Annotated in this window: 21 protein-coding genes; 12 read left to right on the top strand and 9 right to left on the bottom strand. The window is 63.6% G+C overall.

Annotated elements, in window-relative coordinates; translation table 11 throughout:
• Nucleotides 1-30 precede the first annotated feature (30 nt).
• The 4 genes from ruvA to LB543_RS20420 form a co-directional block, all read right to left on the bottom strand.
• Entirely contained in the window at nucleotides 31-651 is a 621-nt protein-coding gene (ruvA, locus tag LB543_RS20405) for a Holliday junction branch migration protein RuvA (protein ID WP_224615344.1), read from the bottom strand.
• 13 nt (nucleotides 652-664) lie between these two features.
• Nucleotides 665-1,177: a crossover junction endodeoxyribonuclease RuvC gene (gene ruvC / locus LB543_RS20410; protein ID WP_140754762.1), complete on the bottom strand. Its 513-nt coding sequence runs from the start codon at nucleotides 1,175-1,177 to the stop codon at nucleotides 665-667.
• Between the two features lie 96 nt (nucleotides 1,178-1,273).
• Complete coding sequence (locus LB543_RS20415) at nucleotides 1,274-1,807, bottom strand: DUF1465 family protein (RefSeq protein ID WP_140754764.1); 534 nt, start codon at nucleotides 1,805-1,807, stop codon at nucleotides 1,274-1,276.
• Between the two features lie 385 nt (nucleotides 1,808-2,192).
• Complete coding sequence (locus LB543_RS20420; protein WP_140754766.1) at nucleotides 2,193-2,573, bottom strand: hypothetical protein; 381 nt, start codon at nucleotides 2,571-2,573, stop codon at nucleotides 2,193-2,195.
• Between the two features lie 309 nt (nucleotides 2,574-2,882).
• On the opposite strand from LB543_RS20420, the gene LB543_RS20425 reads away from it, so the two are divergent.
• On the top strand, nucleotides 2,883-3,434 hold the full coding sequence (locus LB543_RS20425; RefSeq protein WP_140810722.1) for a DUF2269 family protein: 552 nt from the start codon (nucleotides 2,883-2,885) through the stop codon (nucleotides 3,432-3,434).
• Between the two features lie 16 nt (nucleotides 3,435-3,450).
• Here LB543_RS20425 and LB543_RS20430 read toward each other — a convergent pair whose 3' ends face one another.
• From LB543_RS20430 to LB543_RS20440, 3 genes are all read right to left on the bottom strand, one after another.
• Nucleotides 3,451-4,221, bottom strand: coding sequence for a sulfite exporter TauE/SafE family protein (locus LB543_RS20430; protein WP_140810721.1), 771 nt, complete (start codon nucleotides 4,219-4,221; stop codon nucleotides 3,451-3,453).
• A gap of 116 nt (nucleotides 4,222-4,337) precedes the next feature.
• On the bottom strand, nucleotides 4,338-5,066 hold the full coding sequence (locus LB543_RS20435) for a class I SAM-dependent methyltransferase (RefSeq protein WP_224591558.1): 729 nt from the start codon (nucleotides 5,064-5,066) through the stop codon (nucleotides 4,338-4,340).
• A gap of 85 nt (nucleotides 5,067-5,151) precedes the next feature.
• Nucleotides 5,152-5,610, bottom strand: coding sequence for an Lrp/AsnC family transcriptional regulator (locus LB543_RS20440; protein WP_140810719.1), 459 nt, complete (start codon nucleotides 5,608-5,610; stop codon nucleotides 5,152-5,154).
• A 132-nt stretch (nucleotides 5,611-5,742) separates the two neighbouring features.
• Here LB543_RS20440 and LB543_RS20445 point away from each other — a divergent pair, with 132 nt between their 5' ends.
• The 9 genes from LB543_RS20445 to LB543_RS20485 all read left to right on the top strand — a co-directional run bounded on the left by LB543_RS20445 (nucleotide 5,743) and on the right by LB543_RS20485 (nucleotide 13,754).
• Entirely contained in the window at nucleotides 5,743-6,648 is a 906-nt protein-coding gene (locus tag LB543_RS20445) for a DMT family transporter (protein ID WP_224615345.1), read from the top strand.
• A 131-nt stretch (nucleotides 6,649-6,779) separates the two neighbouring features.
• On the top strand, nucleotides 6,780-7,427 hold the full coding sequence (locus LB543_RS20450) for a thiamine phosphate synthase (RefSeq protein ID WP_224615346.1): 648 nt from the start codon (nucleotides 6,780-6,782) through the stop codon (nucleotides 7,425-7,427).
• Nucleotides 7,428-7,473: 46 nt separating this feature from the next.
• On the top strand, nucleotides 7,474-8,469 hold the full coding sequence (locus tag LB543_RS20455; protein WP_263498775.1) for a tetratricopeptide repeat protein: 996 nt from the start codon (nucleotides 7,474-7,476) through the stop codon (nucleotides 8,467-8,469).
• A gap of 211 nt (nucleotides 8,470-8,680) precedes the next feature.
• Complete coding sequence (gene efp / locus LB543_RS20460) at nucleotides 8,681-9,247, top strand: elongation factor P (protein ID WP_027141779.1); 567 nt, start codon at nucleotides 8,681-8,683, stop codon at nucleotides 9,245-9,247.
• A gap of 86 nt (nucleotides 9,248-9,333) precedes the next feature.
• Nucleotides 9,334-10,134 carry an inositol monophosphatase family protein gene (locus LB543_RS20465; protein ID WP_224615348.1) on the top strand — a complete coding sequence of 267 codons (801 nt, stop codon included), beginning with the start codon at nucleotides 9,334-9,336 and terminating at the stop codon, nucleotides 10,132-10,134.
• An 82-nt stretch (nucleotides 10,135-10,216) separates the two neighbouring features.
• Nucleotides 10,217-10,903 (top strand): PAQR family membrane homeostasis protein TrhA, encoded by a 687-nt coding sequence (gene trhA / locus LB543_RS20470; RefSeq protein ID WP_224615349.1) that lies wholly within the window; start codon nucleotides 10,217-10,219, stop codon nucleotides 10,901-10,903.
• A 118-nt stretch (nucleotides 10,904-11,021) separates the two neighbouring features.
• Complete coding sequence (locus LB543_RS20475) at nucleotides 11,022-12,047, top strand: MotA/TolQ/ExbB proton channel family protein (protein WP_140754786.1); 1,026 nt, start codon at nucleotides 11,022-11,024, stop codon at nucleotides 12,045-12,047.
• A gap of 1 nt (nucleotide 12,048) precedes the next feature.
• The gene (locus LB543_RS20480; protein WP_140810713.1) at nucleotides 12,049-13,080 is read left to right on the top strand and encodes a peptidoglycan -binding protein; all 1,032 of its coding nucleotides are present in this window, start codon (nucleotides 12,049-12,051) and stop codon (nucleotides 13,078-13,080) included.
• A gap of 248 nt (nucleotides 13,081-13,328) precedes the next feature.
• Nucleotides 13,329-13,754, top strand: coding sequence for a hypothetical protein (locus LB543_RS20485; RefSeq protein ID WP_140754790.1), 426 nt, complete (start codon nucleotides 13,329-13,331; stop codon nucleotides 13,752-13,754).
• Between the two features lie 98 nt (nucleotides 13,755-13,852).
• Here the strand turns inward: LB543_RS20485 and LB543_RS20490 are convergent, their stop codons facing one another.
• On the bottom strand, nucleotides 13,853-14,206 hold the full coding sequence (locus tag LB543_RS20490; RefSeq protein ID WP_140810710.1) for a DUF1304 domain-containing protein: 354 nt from the start codon (nucleotides 14,204-14,206) through the stop codon (nucleotides 13,853-13,855).
• A 142-nt stretch (nucleotides 14,207-14,348) separates the two neighbouring features.
• Between LB543_RS20490 and LB543_RS20495 the strand changes: the two genes are divergently transcribed.
• Nucleotides 14,349-15,836, top strand: a complete 1,488-nt coding sequence (locus LB543_RS20495; RefSeq protein ID WP_140754794.1) for a carboxypeptidase M32 — start codon at nucleotides 14,349-14,351, stop codon at nucleotides 15,834-15,836.
• 35 nt (nucleotides 15,837-15,871) lie between these two features.
• On the opposite strand, the gene LB543_RS20500 is transcribed toward LB543_RS20495, so the two are convergent.
• Nucleotides 15,872-17,671: an ABC transporter transmembrane domain-containing protein gene (locus LB543_RS20500; RefSeq protein ID WP_224615350.1), complete on the bottom strand. Its 1,800-nt coding sequence runs from the start codon at nucleotides 17,669-17,671 to the stop codon at nucleotides 15,872-15,874.
• A 205-nt stretch (nucleotides 17,672-17,876) separates the two neighbouring features.
• Between LB543_RS20500 and rpmE the strand changes: the two genes are divergently transcribed.
• Complete coding sequence (gene rpmE / locus LB543_RS20505; protein WP_010912060.1) at nucleotides 17,877-18,098, top strand: 50S ribosomal protein L31; 222 nt, start codon at nucleotides 17,877-17,879, stop codon at nucleotides 18,096-18,098.
• Nucleotides 18,099-18,101 lie beyond the last annotated feature (3 nt).

Genomic DNA, 18,101 nt, shown 5'->3' on the forward strand with positions numbered 1-18,101 from the left:
TATTGTAGTTGGAATTTTGTTTTCAAGCAATCACCGTGCCAGTTCCTTCAACCCGAAGCGGATCAGTTTCGAGGCATCTGCGTCCTCACCCGCCGTCTTCAGCGCTGCCGATACCGCATTGGCGGCGGTGTCGCGCGAATAGCCGAGATTGACCAGGGCCGAGACAGCGTCGGTGATCGGCGCCGGCGCCACGCCTTCACCGAGTTCCTGCTTCAGGCCGATCGTGCCCGAAGCGGCACCGGCATAGGCCGGCGCCTTGTTCTTCAATTCGGTGACGATGCGCTCGGCCACCTTCTTGCCGACGCCAGGGGCGCGGGAAATCATGGCGATGTCGCGCAGTGCAATGGCATTGGCGAGGTCGGCCGGCGCCAGCGTCGACAGGATGGCCAGCGCCACCTTGGCGCCGACACCCGGCACGTTGTTCATCAGCAACCGAAACCATTCGCGCTCGAGCTGCGACTGGAAGCCGTAGAGCCGGATCATGTCCTCGCGCACATAGGTCTCGATGAACAGCACCACCGCCTCGCCGGGCGAAGGCAGCGCGGCGAGCGTGCGCACCGAGCAATAGGCGACGTAGCCTACGCCGTGCACGTCGACGAGGCAGAAATCCTCGTCGACCTCGTCGAGCGTACCCATGAGCTTGCCGATCATCCCCAACAGCCTCTCATGATGCCAATGCCGCCAGCCGATAGGCAGCACTCTGCCGGTGATGCGCGTGGCAGATCGCGATGGCCAGCGCGTCGGCGGCGTGTTCGGTGTCGAAGATCGCCTTCGGCAGCAGCACCTTCACCATCATGTGGATCTGCTTCTTGTCGCCGTGGCCGACGCCGATCACCGCCTTCTTCACCGCATTGGGCGCATATTCGGCGACGACGAGGCCCGCCCGCGCCGGGACCAGCATGGCGATGCCGCGTGCCTGGCCGAGCTTCAGCGTCGCAACGGCGTCCTTGTTGACGAAGGTCTGTTCGACGGCGGCCTCATGCGGCATGGCCTGATGCAGGACTTCGGCGAGCCCGTCATGCAGTTGGCAGAGCCGCGTCGCCAGCGCCGCCTTGTCCTCGGAGCGCACGGTACCCGAAGCGACAAAACGCAACGAATTGCCGAGGCTCTCGACGATGCCCCAGCCGGTGCGCCTGAGCCCCGGATCGATACCGATGATGCGAATCGCGTCCCCCATCCGGTGACTTTACCCCCGGCGGACAGCGATGCCAGCGAAATGTGAACAAACCGGAAACAACCCTTGCAATTTCAAGGGGAGCGATTGCGAAATCGCTTAATTGCGGGCGAACGCCGTGTTGAGCAGGCTGATCTGGTCCGAGACCGGATTGGGTCGGCGAGCGACGGGCTGCACGTCGACCACCGCGCCGGCGCCGTAGATCTCTTCATCCATGCGGCGCACCAATGCCTGCAGGCGCAGCGACCGGTTGACGAGGTCGAGGAAATCATTCGGCAGTTCGGCCCAGCCGGCCGCCTCGTCATGGGCGGAAGCGGTGTCGAGGCGCACCTTGGACTTTTCCGATGCGACCTGGTCGCGGGTCATCTCGCCGGAATTCGCCGCGCGCTGCAAAAGCAGCCACGAGGCGACCTGCATCAGCCTGGTGGTCAGCCGCATCGATTCGGCCGCGTAGAGCGTGGCCGCCAGCCGCGACAGTTTCTTGGCCTCGGCCCGGCCCTTGCCGTCGAGATACTCCGCCGCCTGTTCGACCAGTCCCATGCCTTCCTGGTAAAGCGGTTTGAAGGAGTGCGAAAAAACCCGGCGCTCCGCCAGCTTCACGGTTTTCGCAATGCCCTTCGAAGGCTCGTTCATTGATAACGCCCCTGCACTTGCAATCGGCCGATTCGGCTCTCTGCCGATACACCCGAGACCCTATAAGACTGAAGCTTGAAAATGCGCTTCGTCCGGGGTGAAGGCAAGCACATGTTTAACAGAAGGTTAACAGCGCTCGGCTGTGCGGGATACCGCCGGAATTCGGACAAAAAAAGAGCCGCGGATAAGGCGGCTCTCAGGAGTTTAACAGGGAGGCGTCAAACAAAGTGGCTCCAACCACTCGGTAAGAATCCAGATCACTGGATGGACATAGTAAACGCCTGTAAAGCTTAATGAACCCTTAACACCCCTGATATTTTTTGACCCAATGCCGTGTTTCTGTGCCGTAACAGCACAGCCGCACAGGCCAGGTTTCAGCCTTCACTCAGGCCTTTTTCCACACCACCGGCAAGGCAATGAAGGCGAACAGCAGCATGCCTGCGTAGAAGCCGATCGACGATATCCCGAGCAACGGCTCGATCCCCGGATTTCCGGCAAGCAGTATATAAAGGCCGATCATGAGCCCGATGCCGCTGATTGCCGTCAGCCAGAAATGGACGAGGGCCAGTGTCTTTTGCCCGGCTGCCGGAAACAGGTGGTAAAAGAACGCGAAGACCGCCGACATCAGCCAGCCAGCCACCATCGTGTGGGCGTGGGTCGGCATCTGGCCGTGGTCGTCGCTGATGGCCATGTGGATGCCGAGTGCCATGCCGCACAGCGCATAGATGATCGCCAGCGTGAAGAAATTCCGTGCTGTCCCTTGCATATTAGTCCCCCGAATTGCCTTTTCCCAAGCTGGGAATGAGTTGATCGTCAGGCCAGCGCCGTCGCCGCCGGACTTCCAGCGTCGGCACTAGCATCGGCATTGTTTCCGGACGATGTCGCGTCCCCCGACACTGCCGACATAGCAGAAAACCGGGCGGTGCGTTCATCATATTAGTTGCTCCTTTCGTTATCCGGCAGTCTGAAACACAGCCGGTTTTCCGCGACATCGTACCGAAACAGCCGCGGCGCTAAACGCTGCGACATCTGATCGGCGGGCGGGCAATGGCACGCGCCGCCAGGGGAGAAAGCCATGGATTGGTATTCCATCGTCAAATTGCTGCACATCCTTTCGGCGACGCTTTGGGTCGGCGGCGGCTTCACGCTGATGGTGCTGGCGACGCTGGCGGATCGTGCCGGCAACATCCAGGGAACGCTGCAGGCGATGCGCGCCACCGGCGAGTTGGGCAACCGCTTCTTCGCGCCGATGTCGATGCTGACATTGGCCTTCGGATTGATCATGTGCTCGTTCTGGGTCGGCTTCTCCGATCTCTGGGTCCTGATCGGCCTTGCCGGCTACGCCACGACCTTCTGCATCGGCATGTTCGTTTTCAAGCCGACCGCCGACCGCATGGCCGCGATGATCGCCAGGGACGGCGTGACGCCCGCAGCCCTTGCCTATGGCCACCGCATCCTGCGGGCGGCTCGCTTCGATTATGCGGTCATGCTTGTCATCATCACCGACATGGTTCTGAAGCCGACCCTGCACGACTTCGCTGTCCTGGCGGGCATGGTGCTGGTCCTTGCCGCCGGTGCCGCGATGGCGCTCGGCCGGCCAAGACGCATGGTGCCAAGCGCCGCCTGATGCGGGCTGGAATGCGCTACATGAGGCCGGCGATCCCGTCCCACAGGAGCTTCACGGCCACGACCGCCACGGTCGCATAGGTGAAGGGATAAAAGATCTCCGGCCGCATCCGCCGCACCAGCCATGCACCGGCAATGGTCGACAACGGCGCCAGCGGCATCAGCACCGCCGATGCCGTCAGATTGGCGGTGTCGAACTGGCCGAGCGCGAAATAGGGGATGAGCTTCAGCGCGTTGGTGGCGGCAAAGAAGATCGCTGCCGTGCCCGACAGCACCTTGGGGTCGAGCCGGATGGGCAAGGCATAGACCTGGAAGGGCGGGCCACCGACATGGGCGACGAAGCTGGTGAACCCGGCGACAGTGCCCCATAGGGCCGCGGCCACGCGATTGGGTTCGGCCGCATGGTCGGAACCATGACGAAATTGCAGGTAAAGCCAGCGCAGCACGAAGATGATGGCAACGGCGCCGACGATGAGCCGCACCGCTTCCTCGGTGACCAGTGCCGCCGTCAGCCAGCCAAGCCCGATGCCAACGACGGCGCCCGGCATCATGTCGACCAGCATCTTGCGGTCGTATACGCCCCACCACGTCCACACCGAGACGATGTCCATAAGGCACAGGATAGGCAGCAGGATGGCGGCCGCTTGGACCGGCGGCATGATCAGCGCCATCAGCGGCACGCCGACGAAACCGACGGCGCCGCCGAAGCCGCCCTTGGACAGGCCGACCAGAATGACCGCCGGGACGGCGGCCGCGTAGAACCACGGATCGAGAAGCAGGCCTGACATGGGAGGGACTGGTCTGGAGGGAAAGCGCGTCGACGCCTGAATAACCCAGAACCGTCTGCTCGGCGACCGCAAATATGGGCTGGCCGCGACCGGCCCGGCTAACGGGCTTCGAGCACCTATCGGCGCGCCGAAACCAGCAGGAACATCGGCCGCTCGAGCTCTTCCGCAAGGTCCGGCATGGCCGCGATCTGCGCGTCCGTTGGACGGAATTCCTCGACATGCACGATTGTGAAACCCGTGCGGATCAGCGTGTTGAGCGTGGTGCCGATGGTGCGGTGATGTTTCACCACCCCCTTGGCCAGCCAGTCGGTCTTGCGTGGCCCTTCCACCAGATACCGGTCGACAGGCCAGGTCTTTTTCCCCTCCCCATCGATCGACCAGCCCGGATTGGTCGGCGCCATGTAGATCGGATGCTCCGTCGAGAAGACGAAATGGCCGCCGGGCGACAGGGCCTGGTGCACGGTCCTGAACAGGCGCGCAACATGCTCGACATAGTGCAAGGCGAGCGAGCTGTAAGCGAGATCGAAGCCGCTTTGCGGCAGGCTTAGCCGGTCGAGGTCGGCCCTCTCATAGGTGATGCCGGTGTCCGGGCCGGCGGCCCTCGCCCGGGCCAGCATCTTCTCCGACAGGTCCAGCCCAAGGACGTCGGCCGCGCCCTGCCCGTGCGCCCAGCGGCAGAACCAGCCGAAGCCGCAGCCGAGGTCGACGATCCTCAGGCCTGCGACATCAGGCAGCATCGCGCGAAGCGCCGGCCACTCGGCGGCGCCTTCGAGGCCTTCGACCGAGCGGCCAAGCTGGCTGTAGCCCGCGAAGAAATCCGGTTGATCGTAAATGTTCTGCGCCATGTTTTTCTCGCTCTTCAGACAGGCACTTGGCGGAAGACTGACATTTGGTGGACTGGCCGCGCCTTTCCACCACGGCCACGCGGTGTCAAGCCCGTGAGCCCGACGGCAACCCCAGGGGCGGCGGTCGCCGCCGGATCGGCTGTGCCTTGATGATGGCGGTGCTGGTCTCGGCCTTGTCGGCGATACGGTCGAGAATGCCGTCGAGGTCGCCGATCGAGCGCACGTACAGCCGGGCGACGAAACAGTCATCTCCCGTCACCTTGTCGCATTCGCCGAACTCTTCAATCTCCTCGATCAGCTTCTGGACGATGTGCAGCTTGCCCGGCAAAGGTTTGATCCGCACGATCGCCTGAAGCGTATAGCCGAGCGCCAGCGGATCGATCTCGACGGTGAACGCCCGGATGACGCCCCGTTCCTCGAGCCGCCGCAGACGCTCCGAAACGCTCGGCGACGACAGCCCGACCTGGGCCGCCAGATCCTTCAGCGAGGTTCGCGCATCCCTGACCAGGATTTCCAGCAGATTTCGGTCGAGATCGTCCAGCATTTATCTTTCTCATGGTTCTTGAGGTAGTAACCTAATATAATTAGGCAACTCCCCCATATCGCCTTTTCCAAAAGATGGAAAGCTCTCACATCGCATGAGATTATGCCGCATCAACGGGTTCAGAGGCTTATCATGAACGATACTGTACGCGGCACGGTCGAAATGTCGGCGGCAATGGCGATCCTGGGAACGATCGGATGGTTCGTCATCATGTCCGGCCAGCCGATCATGGATGTGGTGTTCTGGCGCTGCGCGTTCGGCGCGCTGACGCTGCTCATCATCTGCGCTTCGCTTGGATTGTTGCGCAACAGGCTGTCGTTGCGCATCATCGGCCTCGCGGCACTGGGCGGCGCGGCGATCGTCATCAACTGGCTGCTCCTGTTCAGCGCGTTCTCGCGCGCCTCCATCTCGATCGCCACCGCGGTCTACAACACGCAGCCCTTCATGCTGGTCGGCTTCGGCGCGCTGTTGTTCGCCGAGCGGCTGACATTGACCAAGCTGACCTGGCTGGCAATCGCCTTCGCCGGCATGGTGCTGATCGTCGGGGCCGCCCCCGATGCCGGCGATGTCGGTACGAACTATCTCGCCGGCATTCTGATGGCCCTGGCCGCCGCCTTCTTCTGGGCTGTCGCCGCCATCGTCACCAAGAAGCTCAAGGGCACGCCGCCGCATCTGATCGCACTCATCCAGGTCTGCGTCGGCGTCGTCATGCTGGCGCCCTTCGCAAATCTCTCGCATCTTCCCGCCGATCCATGGAGCTGGGCCATGCTGGCGACGCTCGGCATCGTCCACACCGGCCTGATGTACATCCTGATGTACGGCGCCATCCAGAAGCTGCCGACGCATCTGCAGGGATCGCTGTCCTTCATCTATCCGGTCGTTGCCATCCTGGTCGATGTCACCGCTTTCGGCCATCGGCTGCATCTCAGCCAGGTCGTCGGCGCCGCCGCCATCCTGATCGCCGCCGCCGGCATGAATCTCGGCTGGACATTGTGGAAACCGAGACCGTTCGCCGCGAGCCCACAGCCGATCAAGTAAGGCGACACACTGGCTACCCCAAGTCAAAGATCCCGATCCTGACTGCCCGCCTGTTCAAAGCGGGCAGTTTGCTCTATGCCGCAATCCAACCATCTTCGCCCGGCATAGGCGAAACCCGGGATCGAAGAACCATGAATGACGCAACGCCCCCCAACCGCTGCCGCATTGTACTGATCGCGCCGCCCGGCGTGCCGGCCACCCGCATCGCTGCCGCGTTCGACGGCGGCGACGTCGCCTCGCTGATCCTGCCTGAAAACGGCATGGACGAGGCCTCCTTCCAGGCGTTCGCCGAACAGGTCGTGCCGGCCGCGCAGGCCGCAGGCGTGGCCGTCATCATCGCTGGCGACACCCGCATCGCGGGCCGGGTCCAGGCCGATGGCATCCATGTCGAGGTTTCCAAGTCCGAGCTTGCCGAGACGATCGAGCATTTCCAGGTGAAAATGATGGTCGGCGCCGGCGGCGCCAAGACCCGCGACGACGCGCTGGAGCTCGGTGAGGCCAGGCCCGATTACATTTTCTTCGGCCGCTTCGGCTACGACAACAAGCCCGAGCCGCATCCGCGCAATCTGTCATTGGGGCAATGGTGGGCGCAGATGATCCAGATCCCCTGCATCGTCGAGGCCGGTTCCGATCTTGCCTCCGTCGAAACGGTGGCAGCCACACGCGCCGAATTCGTCGCGCTGTCGAGCGCCGTGTTTGCCGATGGCGTCGATCCGAAGGCGGCAATCACCCGGGCCAATGCGCTGCTCGACGAAACAGCGCCGCGCTTCGAGGATTGACGTGTCCCTGGCAAGGCTTTCCCTTCAGGCCCTGCTTGCGGTGGTGATGATCCAGGCCGCCGCCGCCGAAACTATACCCTTGCCGCAGCCCAAGCCTGACACCGGCGTGCACACCGACAAGCCGATCGAAAACCAGCTGCCGCAGCCCGCCACCACGGCGGAGCCCGCACCGCTGCCCTCGGTCGACAGCGTCAATCCCGATCGTTTCGGCGCCAAGCCGGCCGACGCCGCCTATGGCGCCTTCCAGCGCGGGCTCTACAAGACCGCCTACAATCTGGCGCTGGTCCGTGCGCAGAATGGCGACCCGGCAGCGCAGACGCTGGTGGCCGAGATCCTGTCGCGTGGCTTGGGTGTGCCGTTGAACTCGGCCGAGGCCGCGAAATGGTACGCGCTTGCCGCCGAGCAGGGCGTGCCCGAATCGCAGTTCCAATATGCGCTGATGCTGCTCGACGGCCGCTACGTCAAGAAGGACACGAAGGGGGCCTATGCCTTGATGCAGGCCGCCGCCGAAGCCGGCAACCAGCTGGCGCAATTCAATTTCGCGCAGATGCTGGTCCAGCAGGATCCCGGCGACGCCGGCCTGGCCAAGGCGGTTTCCTATTATGAGCGCGCAGCGGCGACCGGTCTCGCCGATGCGCAATACGCCATGTCGCAGATCTATGCCAACGGCGTCGGCGGCAAGCCGCGCGACGATGCACAGGCACGGCGGCTGCTGGCGCTGGCCGCCCGTCAGAACTACGACACCGCGCAGATCGATCTCGCCGCCTGGATGATCGAGGGCCGCGGCGGCGCGCGCGACCTGAAATCGGCTTTCGGCTGGACGAAGCAGGCCGCCGAAGGCGGCAATGTCGCGGCCCAGAACCGCCTGGCAAAACTCTATATGCAAGGCATCGGCACCGATCCGGACCTCGTGCTCGCCGGCGCCTGGTACATCGTCGCCCGCCGCGCCGGCCTCATCGATCAGGAGATGGACGATTTCCTGCAAGGGCTGAGCGACGACCAGACCAAGCAAGCCCTGCAGAAGGCGAACCGGTTGCCCTGAGGGCAGCGCGCACGCTCATTGCATATGATGCAGGACGACTTTGCCAAAGGACGGGCCGTGTTCGAGCCTCGACGTGACAGCATTCCGCGCTTCGGCTGATACTTGGCCCGGCACGCTTGCTCAGCGTCAGCTTGCCTCTTCGGGTGTTTTGTGGTCTTGGGAGCCGAAATCGCTTTTTCCAGCGAAAGTCTCATTCCCGGATCCCATCATCATGGCCAAGATCAATGGCAACGAAATCCGTCCCGGCTATGTCATCGAACACGATGGCGGCCTCTGGGTGGCGGTCAGGACCAACACCGTCAAGCCCGGCAAGGGCGGCGCCTACAACCAGGTCGAACTGAAGAACCTCATCAACGGCACCAAGCTCAACGAGCGCTTCCGTTCGGCCGAGACGGTCGAGCAGATCCGGCTCGACCTGAAGGATTTTTCCTTCCTCTACGAGCAGGAAGACGCGCTGGTGTTCATGGACACCCAAAGCTACGAGCAGCTCGAACTGAACAAGGATTTCGTCGGCGACCGCGCCGCGTTCCTGCAGGACGGCATGATGGTGACGGTTCAGCTCTACGAGGAGCGGCCGATCGGCATTTCGCTGCCCGACTATGTCACGCTGACCATCACTGAGGCGGATCCCGTGGTGAAGGGCCAGACGGCGGCGTCCTCCTATAAGCCGGCGGTGCTGGAAAACGGCATTCGCGTGCTGGTGCCGCCCTTCATCGGCGCCGGCGAACGCATCATCGTCGACACCAACGAAATCACTTACGTGCGCCGCGCCGACTGATGCATGTCGCCCTGAAGTGGCCCCGGTTGTGAGTCACCGACATGCATCGAGACAGAGTTTAAAGCGCCGCACCAGGAAGAAGCACTATGGCACGCTCCGCCCTCCTCAACGTCATGGTCCAGGCCGCAATGAAGGCCGGCCGCTCGCTGTCGCGCGACTTCGGCGAGGTCCAGAACCTGCAGGTCTCGATGAAGGGTCCCGGCGACTATGTCAGCCAGGCCGACCGCAAGGCCGAGGACATCGTTTTCGCCGAGCTGTCGAAGGCGCGCCCGGGCTACGGCTTCCTGATGGAAGAGCGCGGCGCCGTCGCCGGTGATGACAGCCAGCACCGCTGGATCGTCGACCCGCTCGACGGCACCACCAATTTCCTGCACGGCATTCCGCTTTTCGCCGTCTCGATCGCGCTCGAGCGCCAGGGCCAGATCGTTGCCGGCGTCATCTACAATCCGGCCATGGACGAGCTCTATACGACCGAGCGCGGCGGCGGCGCCTTCATGAATGACCGCCGCCTGCGCGTCGCCGGCCGCACCAAGCTTGTCGACACGGTGATCGGCTGCGGCGTGCCGCATCTCGGCCGCGGCCACCACGGCAATTTCCTGGTCGAACTGCGCAACGTCATGGCCGAGGTCTCCGGCGTGCGCCGCATGGGCTCCGCCTCGCTCGATCTTGCCTATGTCGCCGCCGGACGCATGGACGGGTTCTGGGAAGTCGGCCTGTCGGCCTGGGACATCGCCGCCGGCCTGCTCTTGATCCGCGAAGCGGGCGGCTTCGCCTCCGACATGGATGGCGGACAGGACATGCTCGACACCGGCACGGTCGTCGCCGGCAACGAGATCATCCAGCGCGCATTGCTGAAGACGGTGAAAAAGCCGCTCTCGCCGCGCTGAACCGCCGCAGTCGTAAAACCGCAACCAAAGCTTGAAATATTGTCCGTCGGTCGCCCAGATTAAGAGTGATGCAGGACGATATATGACAAACACCCCGCCACAGATCGACATCCCGTTCATCGGACGCTGGCAATATTCGCGCGCCGAGATGATCGCCGACGGGGTCGTCCATGCTGTCGGGATCGTGCTGGCGATCGCGGCCGGTTCGGCGCTGCTGGCGCTCGCCGCCTCCCGGGTCGGGCCCGGCGAATACATCGCAGCCGCCTTCTATGTCGTCTCGCTGCTTACGGTGCTCTCGGTATCGCTGACCTACAATCTGTGGCCGGTGACCTCGCCCGCGAAATGGATCCTGCGACGTTTCGATCATGCCGCGATCTATCTCTTGATCGCCGCCACCTACACACCCTTTCTCGCCCAGTTGGGAAACTCGCCGCTGGCGCGCTGGATGATCGTTCTGGTCTGGGCCGCGGCGGCAACGGGCATTGCCATCAAGGTGTTCTTCCCCGGCCGCTTCGACAGGCTGGCGATCGTCTTCTACCTTGCCATCGGCTGGAGCGGCATCGTCCTCGTCAAACCGCTCGTCGAGACGCTGCCGACCACGTCGATCGTGCTCATCGTCGCCGGTGGCGTCGTCTATTCCTGCGGCGTGATTTTCTTCGCCTGGAAGGCGCTGCGCTTCCACAACGCGCTCTGGCACGGCTTCGTCGTCACCGGCGCCAGCCTGCATCTGGCGGCAATGGTCGATTGCCTGGTCATCAATCGCCTTTGAAGCGTCGGCTCCAAGCCGCCTGTGGCAATATTGCCAAGCACCATTCAATTTGGTCACAATTCCGTTTAGAGTCGCCAGCAACGTGATCGGCGGCAGCGGCATCGGAAACGGGGCACGGATGGCTTTACTTAGATCCTTCGGCATGGGCAGGCGCTCCGACGTGCTCATCTACGATCCGCATAAATTGTCGAGCCCGCAGGTTTTTCTGCTGACCATGGTCATCTTCCTGGCCATTGTCGCCTTCATCGTCGCCATCCTGACCCGCCAGGTCACGACGGCATTCGTCACCAATCCCGGCCTCAACGGCCTGATCGTCGGCGTGCTCGTGGTCGGTATCCTGCTGGCCTTCACTCAGGTCGGGCGGCTGTTTCGCGAGGTGCGCTGGGTCAACTCCTTCCGCGCCGGCTCGGAGACCACGGAACCGGTGCTGCTGGCGCCTATGAAGGCGATGATAGGACGCTCCTCGTCCATGGCGTTTTCGACCTCATCGATGCGCACAATGCTCGATTCCATCGCCACGCGCCTCGACGAAAGCCGCGACACCTCGCGCTACCTGGTAGGCCTGCTGGTGTTCCTCGGCCTGCTTGGCACCTTCTGGGGCCTGTTGAACACGATCGGCTCGATCCGCGAGACCATCCAATCGCTCGATCCCGGCACGGGTGATGCCGCGGCGGTGCTCGATTCGCTGAAGCAGGGCCTGTCGGCGCCGCTGGCCGGCATGGGCACCGCCTTCTCGTCCTCGCTGTTCGGCCTGTCCGGCTCGCTCGTGCTCGGCTTCCTCGACCTCCAGGCCGGCCGCGCCCAGACGCGCTTCTACACCGAACTCGAAAACTGGCTGTCCTCGGTCACCGACCTGTCGTCCGACATCGTCGTTTCCGACCCGGCCAGGACCGAACCCTCCGACGAAATCCGGCTGCTGTCGGAACGGCTGCGCAGCATGCAGGAGAATGGCGGCGGCTCCAACCCGCGCGTCGCCACCGCCATGGCCAATCTCGCCGATGGCATTTCCGGCCTAGTCAAGAACATGCGTTCCGAGCAGCAGATCATGCGCGATTGGGTCGAAGCCCAGTCCGACGAGCAGAAGGCGATGCGCAACACGCTGGAGAAGATCGCCGACGCGCTGAAGAAGCCCGGGGTGCACTAGCATGGCGCTTGCCAGGGGCCGGCGTACTGATCGCCGCATCGATTATTGGCCCGGCTTCGTCGACGCGCTGTCGACGCTTTTGCTCGCCATCATGTTCCTGCTCACCGTTTTCGTGCTGGCGCAGTTCCTGCTCGGCCGCGAAATCTCCGGCAAGGACACGGCACTGTCGCGCCTCAACTCCCAGATCAACGAACTGACCCAGCTTCTGGCGCTGGAGCGCTCGACGACGCAGGACAAGGAGGATTCGCTCGCCAATCTGCAGGCATCGCTGTCGGCGGCGCAGGCGGAGAAGAGCCGGCTCGAACAGTTGCTGGCACAAGGTGCCGGCGCCGGCGACGCCGCCAACCAGCGTGCCGCGCAGTTGGGCGGTGAACTCGACAACCAACGCCAGATAAGCCAGCAGGCTCTGAGCCAGGTCGAGATCCTCAACCAGCAGATCGCGGCCTTGCGCAAGCAGATCGGCGCGCTCGAGGATGCCCTCAACGTCTCCGAAACGCGCGATCGCGATTCCAACACCAAGATCGCGGATCTCGGCCGTCGCCTGAACGTGGCGCTGGCGCAGCGTGTGCAGGAATTGAACCGTTACCGTTCCGATTTCTTCGGGCGCCTGCGCGAAATCCTCGCCGACCGCGAGAACATCCGCATCGTCGGCGACCGCTTCGTTTTCCAGTCGGAAGTGCTGTTCCCGACCGGCTCGGAAGTGATCAACGATGCCGGCAAGGTCGAAATGAAGAAGCTCGCCGACGCCATCATCGAATTGCAGAAAGAGATCCCGCCTGAGATCAACTGGGTGCTGCGCGTCGACGGTCACACCGACAACAAGCCGCTGTCCGGCAATGGCCGTTACCGCGACAATTGGGAACTGTCGACGGCGCGCTCGACCTCGGTGGTCAAGTTCCTGATCGAGAACGGCGTGCCGGCCAACCGGCTGGTCGCCGCCGGCTTCGGCGAGTTCCAGCCGCTCGATCCCGCCGATACCGACGAAGCGCGCAACAAGAACCGCCGCATTGAACTGAAGCTCACCGAACGGTGATCCATCATCACGCGATCTCACGCGAAATTGTTCGCCGGCTCAACTCTAGGGCGCAGAAAGCGACCGGCAAGGCCTGAAAAGATTATCTTTTTTTAATTACACTTCGCCCGGAAGCGCTCCTAGCTTGCTGCTCAGGGCCGAGAACCGCCGGCGATGCCTCCCTATCGCGACGCGACGGAACCGGACGGCCCACGTCCGGAACGCGGAGCGGCAAGGCCGCTCCCTTCCCAGCAAAAGGAGGCGCCGTCATGCGCTCTTCAGCCTCTCTCAAGACTGCAACCCTTGCCGCAATTCTGATCGCCGCCCCGCTTGCCGGAGCCTATGCCGCGGGCCACCACAAGGGGGCACTCGATGCGACCGATCCGACTGCCATGACAGGCCCGCGCGTCGCGGCGCTCGTTGAGCAGGTTCAGGGTGTCCATCAGGGCATCGTCGACGCCAGGCGAGCCAACAACATCGTCCCGGCCGTCGCGGAGCGCCTGGAAATGCGAACGGCCCGTATCGGTCAGGCCGCCGAGAAGATAGCCGCGTCGGATCATGGCAGGATACCGGCCGCGCAATACCATGACCTGCTGCGCCGGCTCGACAATGTCGATCAGCGTCTGATGCTCGACACCGGCAGCGGTTTCCTGATTGGCGATGGCTCCGACGGCGGAAAATATCCGAACGGTTGAGGCCATCCTGCCTTGAAAGGTCCAAGAGGAAGGGACCAACTGGCGCCTTCGGGACCCCAATCCCGCGGGCGTCCTTTTTCCTCACCAGTCCACCTTGCCTACCAACCGAGCCAGATCGCGATCAGGGCGACCACCGCCGGCACGGTCTGGATGTAAAGGATCTTGCGGCCGACCGTCGCCGCGCCATAGAGACCTGCAATGGCTACGCACGACAGAAAGAAGACCTTGACCTGGAAACCGGCGGCGCCGAGGGTGAGCCCCCAGATCAGACCGGCGGCGAGAAATCCGTTGTAGAGCCCCTGATTGGCGGCGAGCACTTTGGAGGCGCTGGCGAATTCCGGCGTCAGGCGGAATGTCTTGTGCCCGCGCGGCGTATCCCAAAGCACCATCTCGAGATAGACAATGTAGACATGGATCGAGGCCACCAGCCCGACCAGAATGTTGCCGATCATTCTGCTCCCCCTGCACGAGTCGCCGGCAGCATTTCATGCTCGACCTCGCCTGCGCAAGCTGCATCTGCCGGATGGTATCGGAGGGTTGCCAACGCTTTTGCCTTGGTGTCTTTTCGCGCCGTCCTCAATCACGGAAGCCGCCATGTCCTTTCACAAACTCGACGACCTCGGTCACAAGCTGGAAGCGCTTGAACATGCGCTGGCCATCCTCGGCGCCGATGAAGCAACGCACATGGCGGTCGGCGGTGGCGAGAAGCGCGCCGAAGCGATGGCCGCCCTGGCCGGCATGTATCACACCAGGGCGACCGCGCCGGAAATATCGGACTGGATCGCGGCCGCCGAAGGCGAGGCACTGGACAATGAGCAACGAGCGGCTCTCGCCGAACTGCGGCGGCAATACACCAACCTGACCTGTCTGCCGGTCGAATTCGTCGAACGCCAGACGACGGCGCGCATGCGTTGCGAGCAGCTATGGCGCGACCTGCGCGCCAAGAACGACTGGGCTGGCTTCCAGCCGGCGCTCGAGGGCGTGGTGGCGCTGGTGCGCGAAGAGGCAGCCCTGCGCTCCGACGTGCTCGGCCTTGCCCCCTATGATGCGCTGATGGAACAATATGACCCCGGCAACCGCACGGAGGACATCACCCCCGTCTTCGCCGACCTGAAGGCCTTCCTTAGAGGCTTCGTGCCGGAGGCGCTGGCGATCCAGGACGCGCGGCTGCGCAAGCATCCGTTGAAGCCGCTTGCGGGCACCTATGCCATCGACCGGCAACGCGAACTCGGCCTTGCCATGATGGCGGCGGTCGGTTTCGACCTGACGCATGGCTCGCTGTCGGTGTCGCACCATCCGTTCTGCGGCGGCGTGCCGAGCGACGTGCGCATCACCACCCGCTACAAGACATCGGATTTCCTGTCGGCGCTGATGGGCGTGCTGCATGAGACCGGCCATGCGCTCTATGAACAGAACCTGCCCAAGGCATGGTCGCACTGGCCGCTCGGCAAGGCCCGCGGCATGGCCGTGCATGAAAGCCAGAGCTTGTTCGTCGAAAAGCAGATCGGCCGCAATCCCGCCTTCTGGCACTGGGCGCTGCCGGTGGTGGAAAAGCATCTCGGCGAAGCCTGGTCGCTCGATGATCTTCTGCCGCATGTGCATCGCGTCGAGCGCGGCCTGATCCGCGTGGATGCCGACGAGGTGACCTATCCCCTGCATGTTATCCTGCGCTACGAACTGGAGCAGGAACTCGTCTCGGGCAGGCTGGAGGTGGCTGATCTGCCCGAAGCCTGGGATGCCAAGATGCGCGACTATCTCGGTCTCTCCACCATTGACAATCCGGCCGATGGGCCGATGCAGGACGTGCACTGGCCGGGTGCCGCCTTCGGCTATTTTCCCTCCTACACGCTGGGCGCGATGATGGCGGCGCAGCAATGGGCCGCGCTGGTGCGCGAACATCCTTCAGCCGACGACGACCTTGCGAAAGGGAATTTCGCGGCCATCAACGACTGGCGCCGCAAGAAGATATGGTCGCAGGGGTCGCGCTGGTCGACGCCTGACCTGCTCGAACGCGCCACCGGCGAAAGACTCAACGCCACGTATTTCACGGAGCATTTGCGCAAACGATATGGAACCGCGTGAGGCGACAGCTGTAGTCGCCGGCCGAAAAGCGCCCGCTATTCCGCCGCGCCCCTGAAGGCACTGGCGCCGGTCTCGAATTGCAGCTTGGCCAGCCGCGCATAGATGCCGCCCTTGACGACAAGGCTCTGATGCGTGCCTTCCTCGACGATGCGGCCGCCATCCATGACCAGGATCCTGTCGGCCTTGAGCACCGTCGCCAGCCGGTGGGCGATGACGATGGTGGTGCGGCCCTGCATCAACCGCTCGAGCGCCGTCTGCACCAGCGTCTCGCTTGCGGCGTCAAGCGCCGAGGTCGCCTCGTCGAGCAGCAGGATCGGCGCGTCACGCAGGATGGCGCGGGCGATCGCCACCCGCTGGCGCTGGCCGCCCGACAGCGTCACGCCGCGCTCGCCGACCTGGCTGTCATAGCCTTTCTCGAGCTTGAGGATGAATTCGTCGGCCAGCGCATCCTTCGCCGCCGCCCCGATCTCGGCCTCGCTGGCACCTGGTCGGCCAAAGCCGATATTGTCGCGCGCGCTCGCCGCGAAGATGGTGACGTCCTGCGGCACGATGGCGATGCGCTGCCTGACCGAGACGGGATCGGCCTCGCGCACGTCGACGCCATCGATCAGGATCTGGCCGGTTTCGGGATCATAAAAGCGCAGAATCAGCGAAAAGACGGTGCTCTTGCCGGCACCGGAGGGACCGACGATGGCCACCGTCTCGCCGGGCTTGACCGAAAAACTCAAGCAGTGGACGGCGGCGCGGTCGGGCCTCGCCGGATAGGAGAAGGAGACGTCATCGAAGACGATCGCGCCCTGGTCGGCCGCCGGCATCGGCTTCGGATCGGCCGGAGCCTGGATTGCCGGCGTCTCGGCCAGTATCTCGGTCAGCCGTTCGGCGGCACCGGCTGCTTGCGCGAGTTCGCCCCAGACTTCCGACAGTGCGCCGAGCGCGCCAGCGGCAAACACCGAATAGAGCAGGAACTGGCCCAGTGTGCCGGGTGACAGATTGCCGTCGAGCACGTCGCGCGAGCCGAACCACAGCACCGCAACGACCGACGAGAAGATCGTGAAAATGGCAAAGAAAGTGAGGAAGGAGCGCGCGAAGATCGAGGCGCGTGCGGCTTCGAAGGCGGCTTCCACCGCGCCCGAAAAGCGTCCGGTGACCAGTTTCTCGTTGGTAAAGGCCTGCAGCGTGCGCACCGCGCCTATCTGCTCGCTGGCATAGGCTGTCGCCTCGGCGAGTGTGTCCTGCGCCTGCCTTGACTTGCGCCGCACGGAGCGGCCGAAGGCGACCAGCGGCAGCACGATGATCGGAATGGCCGCTATGACCAGGCCTGACAGTTTCGGGCTGGTGACAACCATCATCCCGAGAGCGCCGAGGCCGAGGATGACGTTGCGCAGAGCGACCGAGGCCGTGGCACCTACCGCCGACTTGACCTGCGTGGTGTCGGCGGCGAGCCGCGACACGATCTCGCCCGACTGGGCGGTGTCGAAGAAGGCCGGCGACAGCGTCGTCACATGAGCGAAAACGTCGCGCCTGATATCGGCGACGACGCGCTCTCCAAGCGTGATGACGAAATAGTAGCGGCCGGCCGAGGCGGCCGCCAGCACGGCGGCCATCGCCACCAGCGCTGCAAAGTATTCGGCGATGAAGGTCGTGTTGGACGACGAGAAGCCGTGATCGATCATGCGTCGTACGGCCAGCGGCAATGTCAATGTCGTTGCCGCCGCGATGACCAGCGAGATGATGGCGCCGACGACCAGCGTGCGATAGTGCGCAATATAAGGGAACAGGCGCCTGAGCGGCTTGAGCGAGCGGCGGCGCTCGTCTGCGCTGCTGGATTGCTCCATCTCGGTGTTTCCTCTAGCCGCCTCAGCATATGCGCCTCAATATGCGCTAGCTGCGGCCTTGTGATTCAATTTCGGCTGATGTATAGCCACGCCGACCGTTTTAGAAGCCGTGGCTCCTCAATAGCTGCGGCTTCGAGTTTTAAAAAGGGGCGCATCGACGCAGGCTTATGCCAGTCAGCCGCGCCAGCAAGCCAGGAACCGAGCCATGAAGAGCGCTATTCATCCCGACTACCACACCATCAAGGTCGTCATGACCGACGGCACCGAATATACGACCCGTTCGACCTGGGGCAAGGAAGGCGATACGATGAACCTCGACATCGACCCGACCACCCACCCGGCCTGGACCGGCGGCCAGCAGACCCTGCTCGACCGCGGCGGCCGCCTGTCGAAGTTCAAGAAGCGCTTCGAAGGTTTCGGCCTCTAAGGC

Source organism: Mesorhizobium sp. ESP7-2, assembly GCF_020164715.1.
GTDB lineage: Bacteria > Pseudomonadota > Alphaproteobacteria > Rhizobiales > Rhizobiaceae > Mesorhizobium.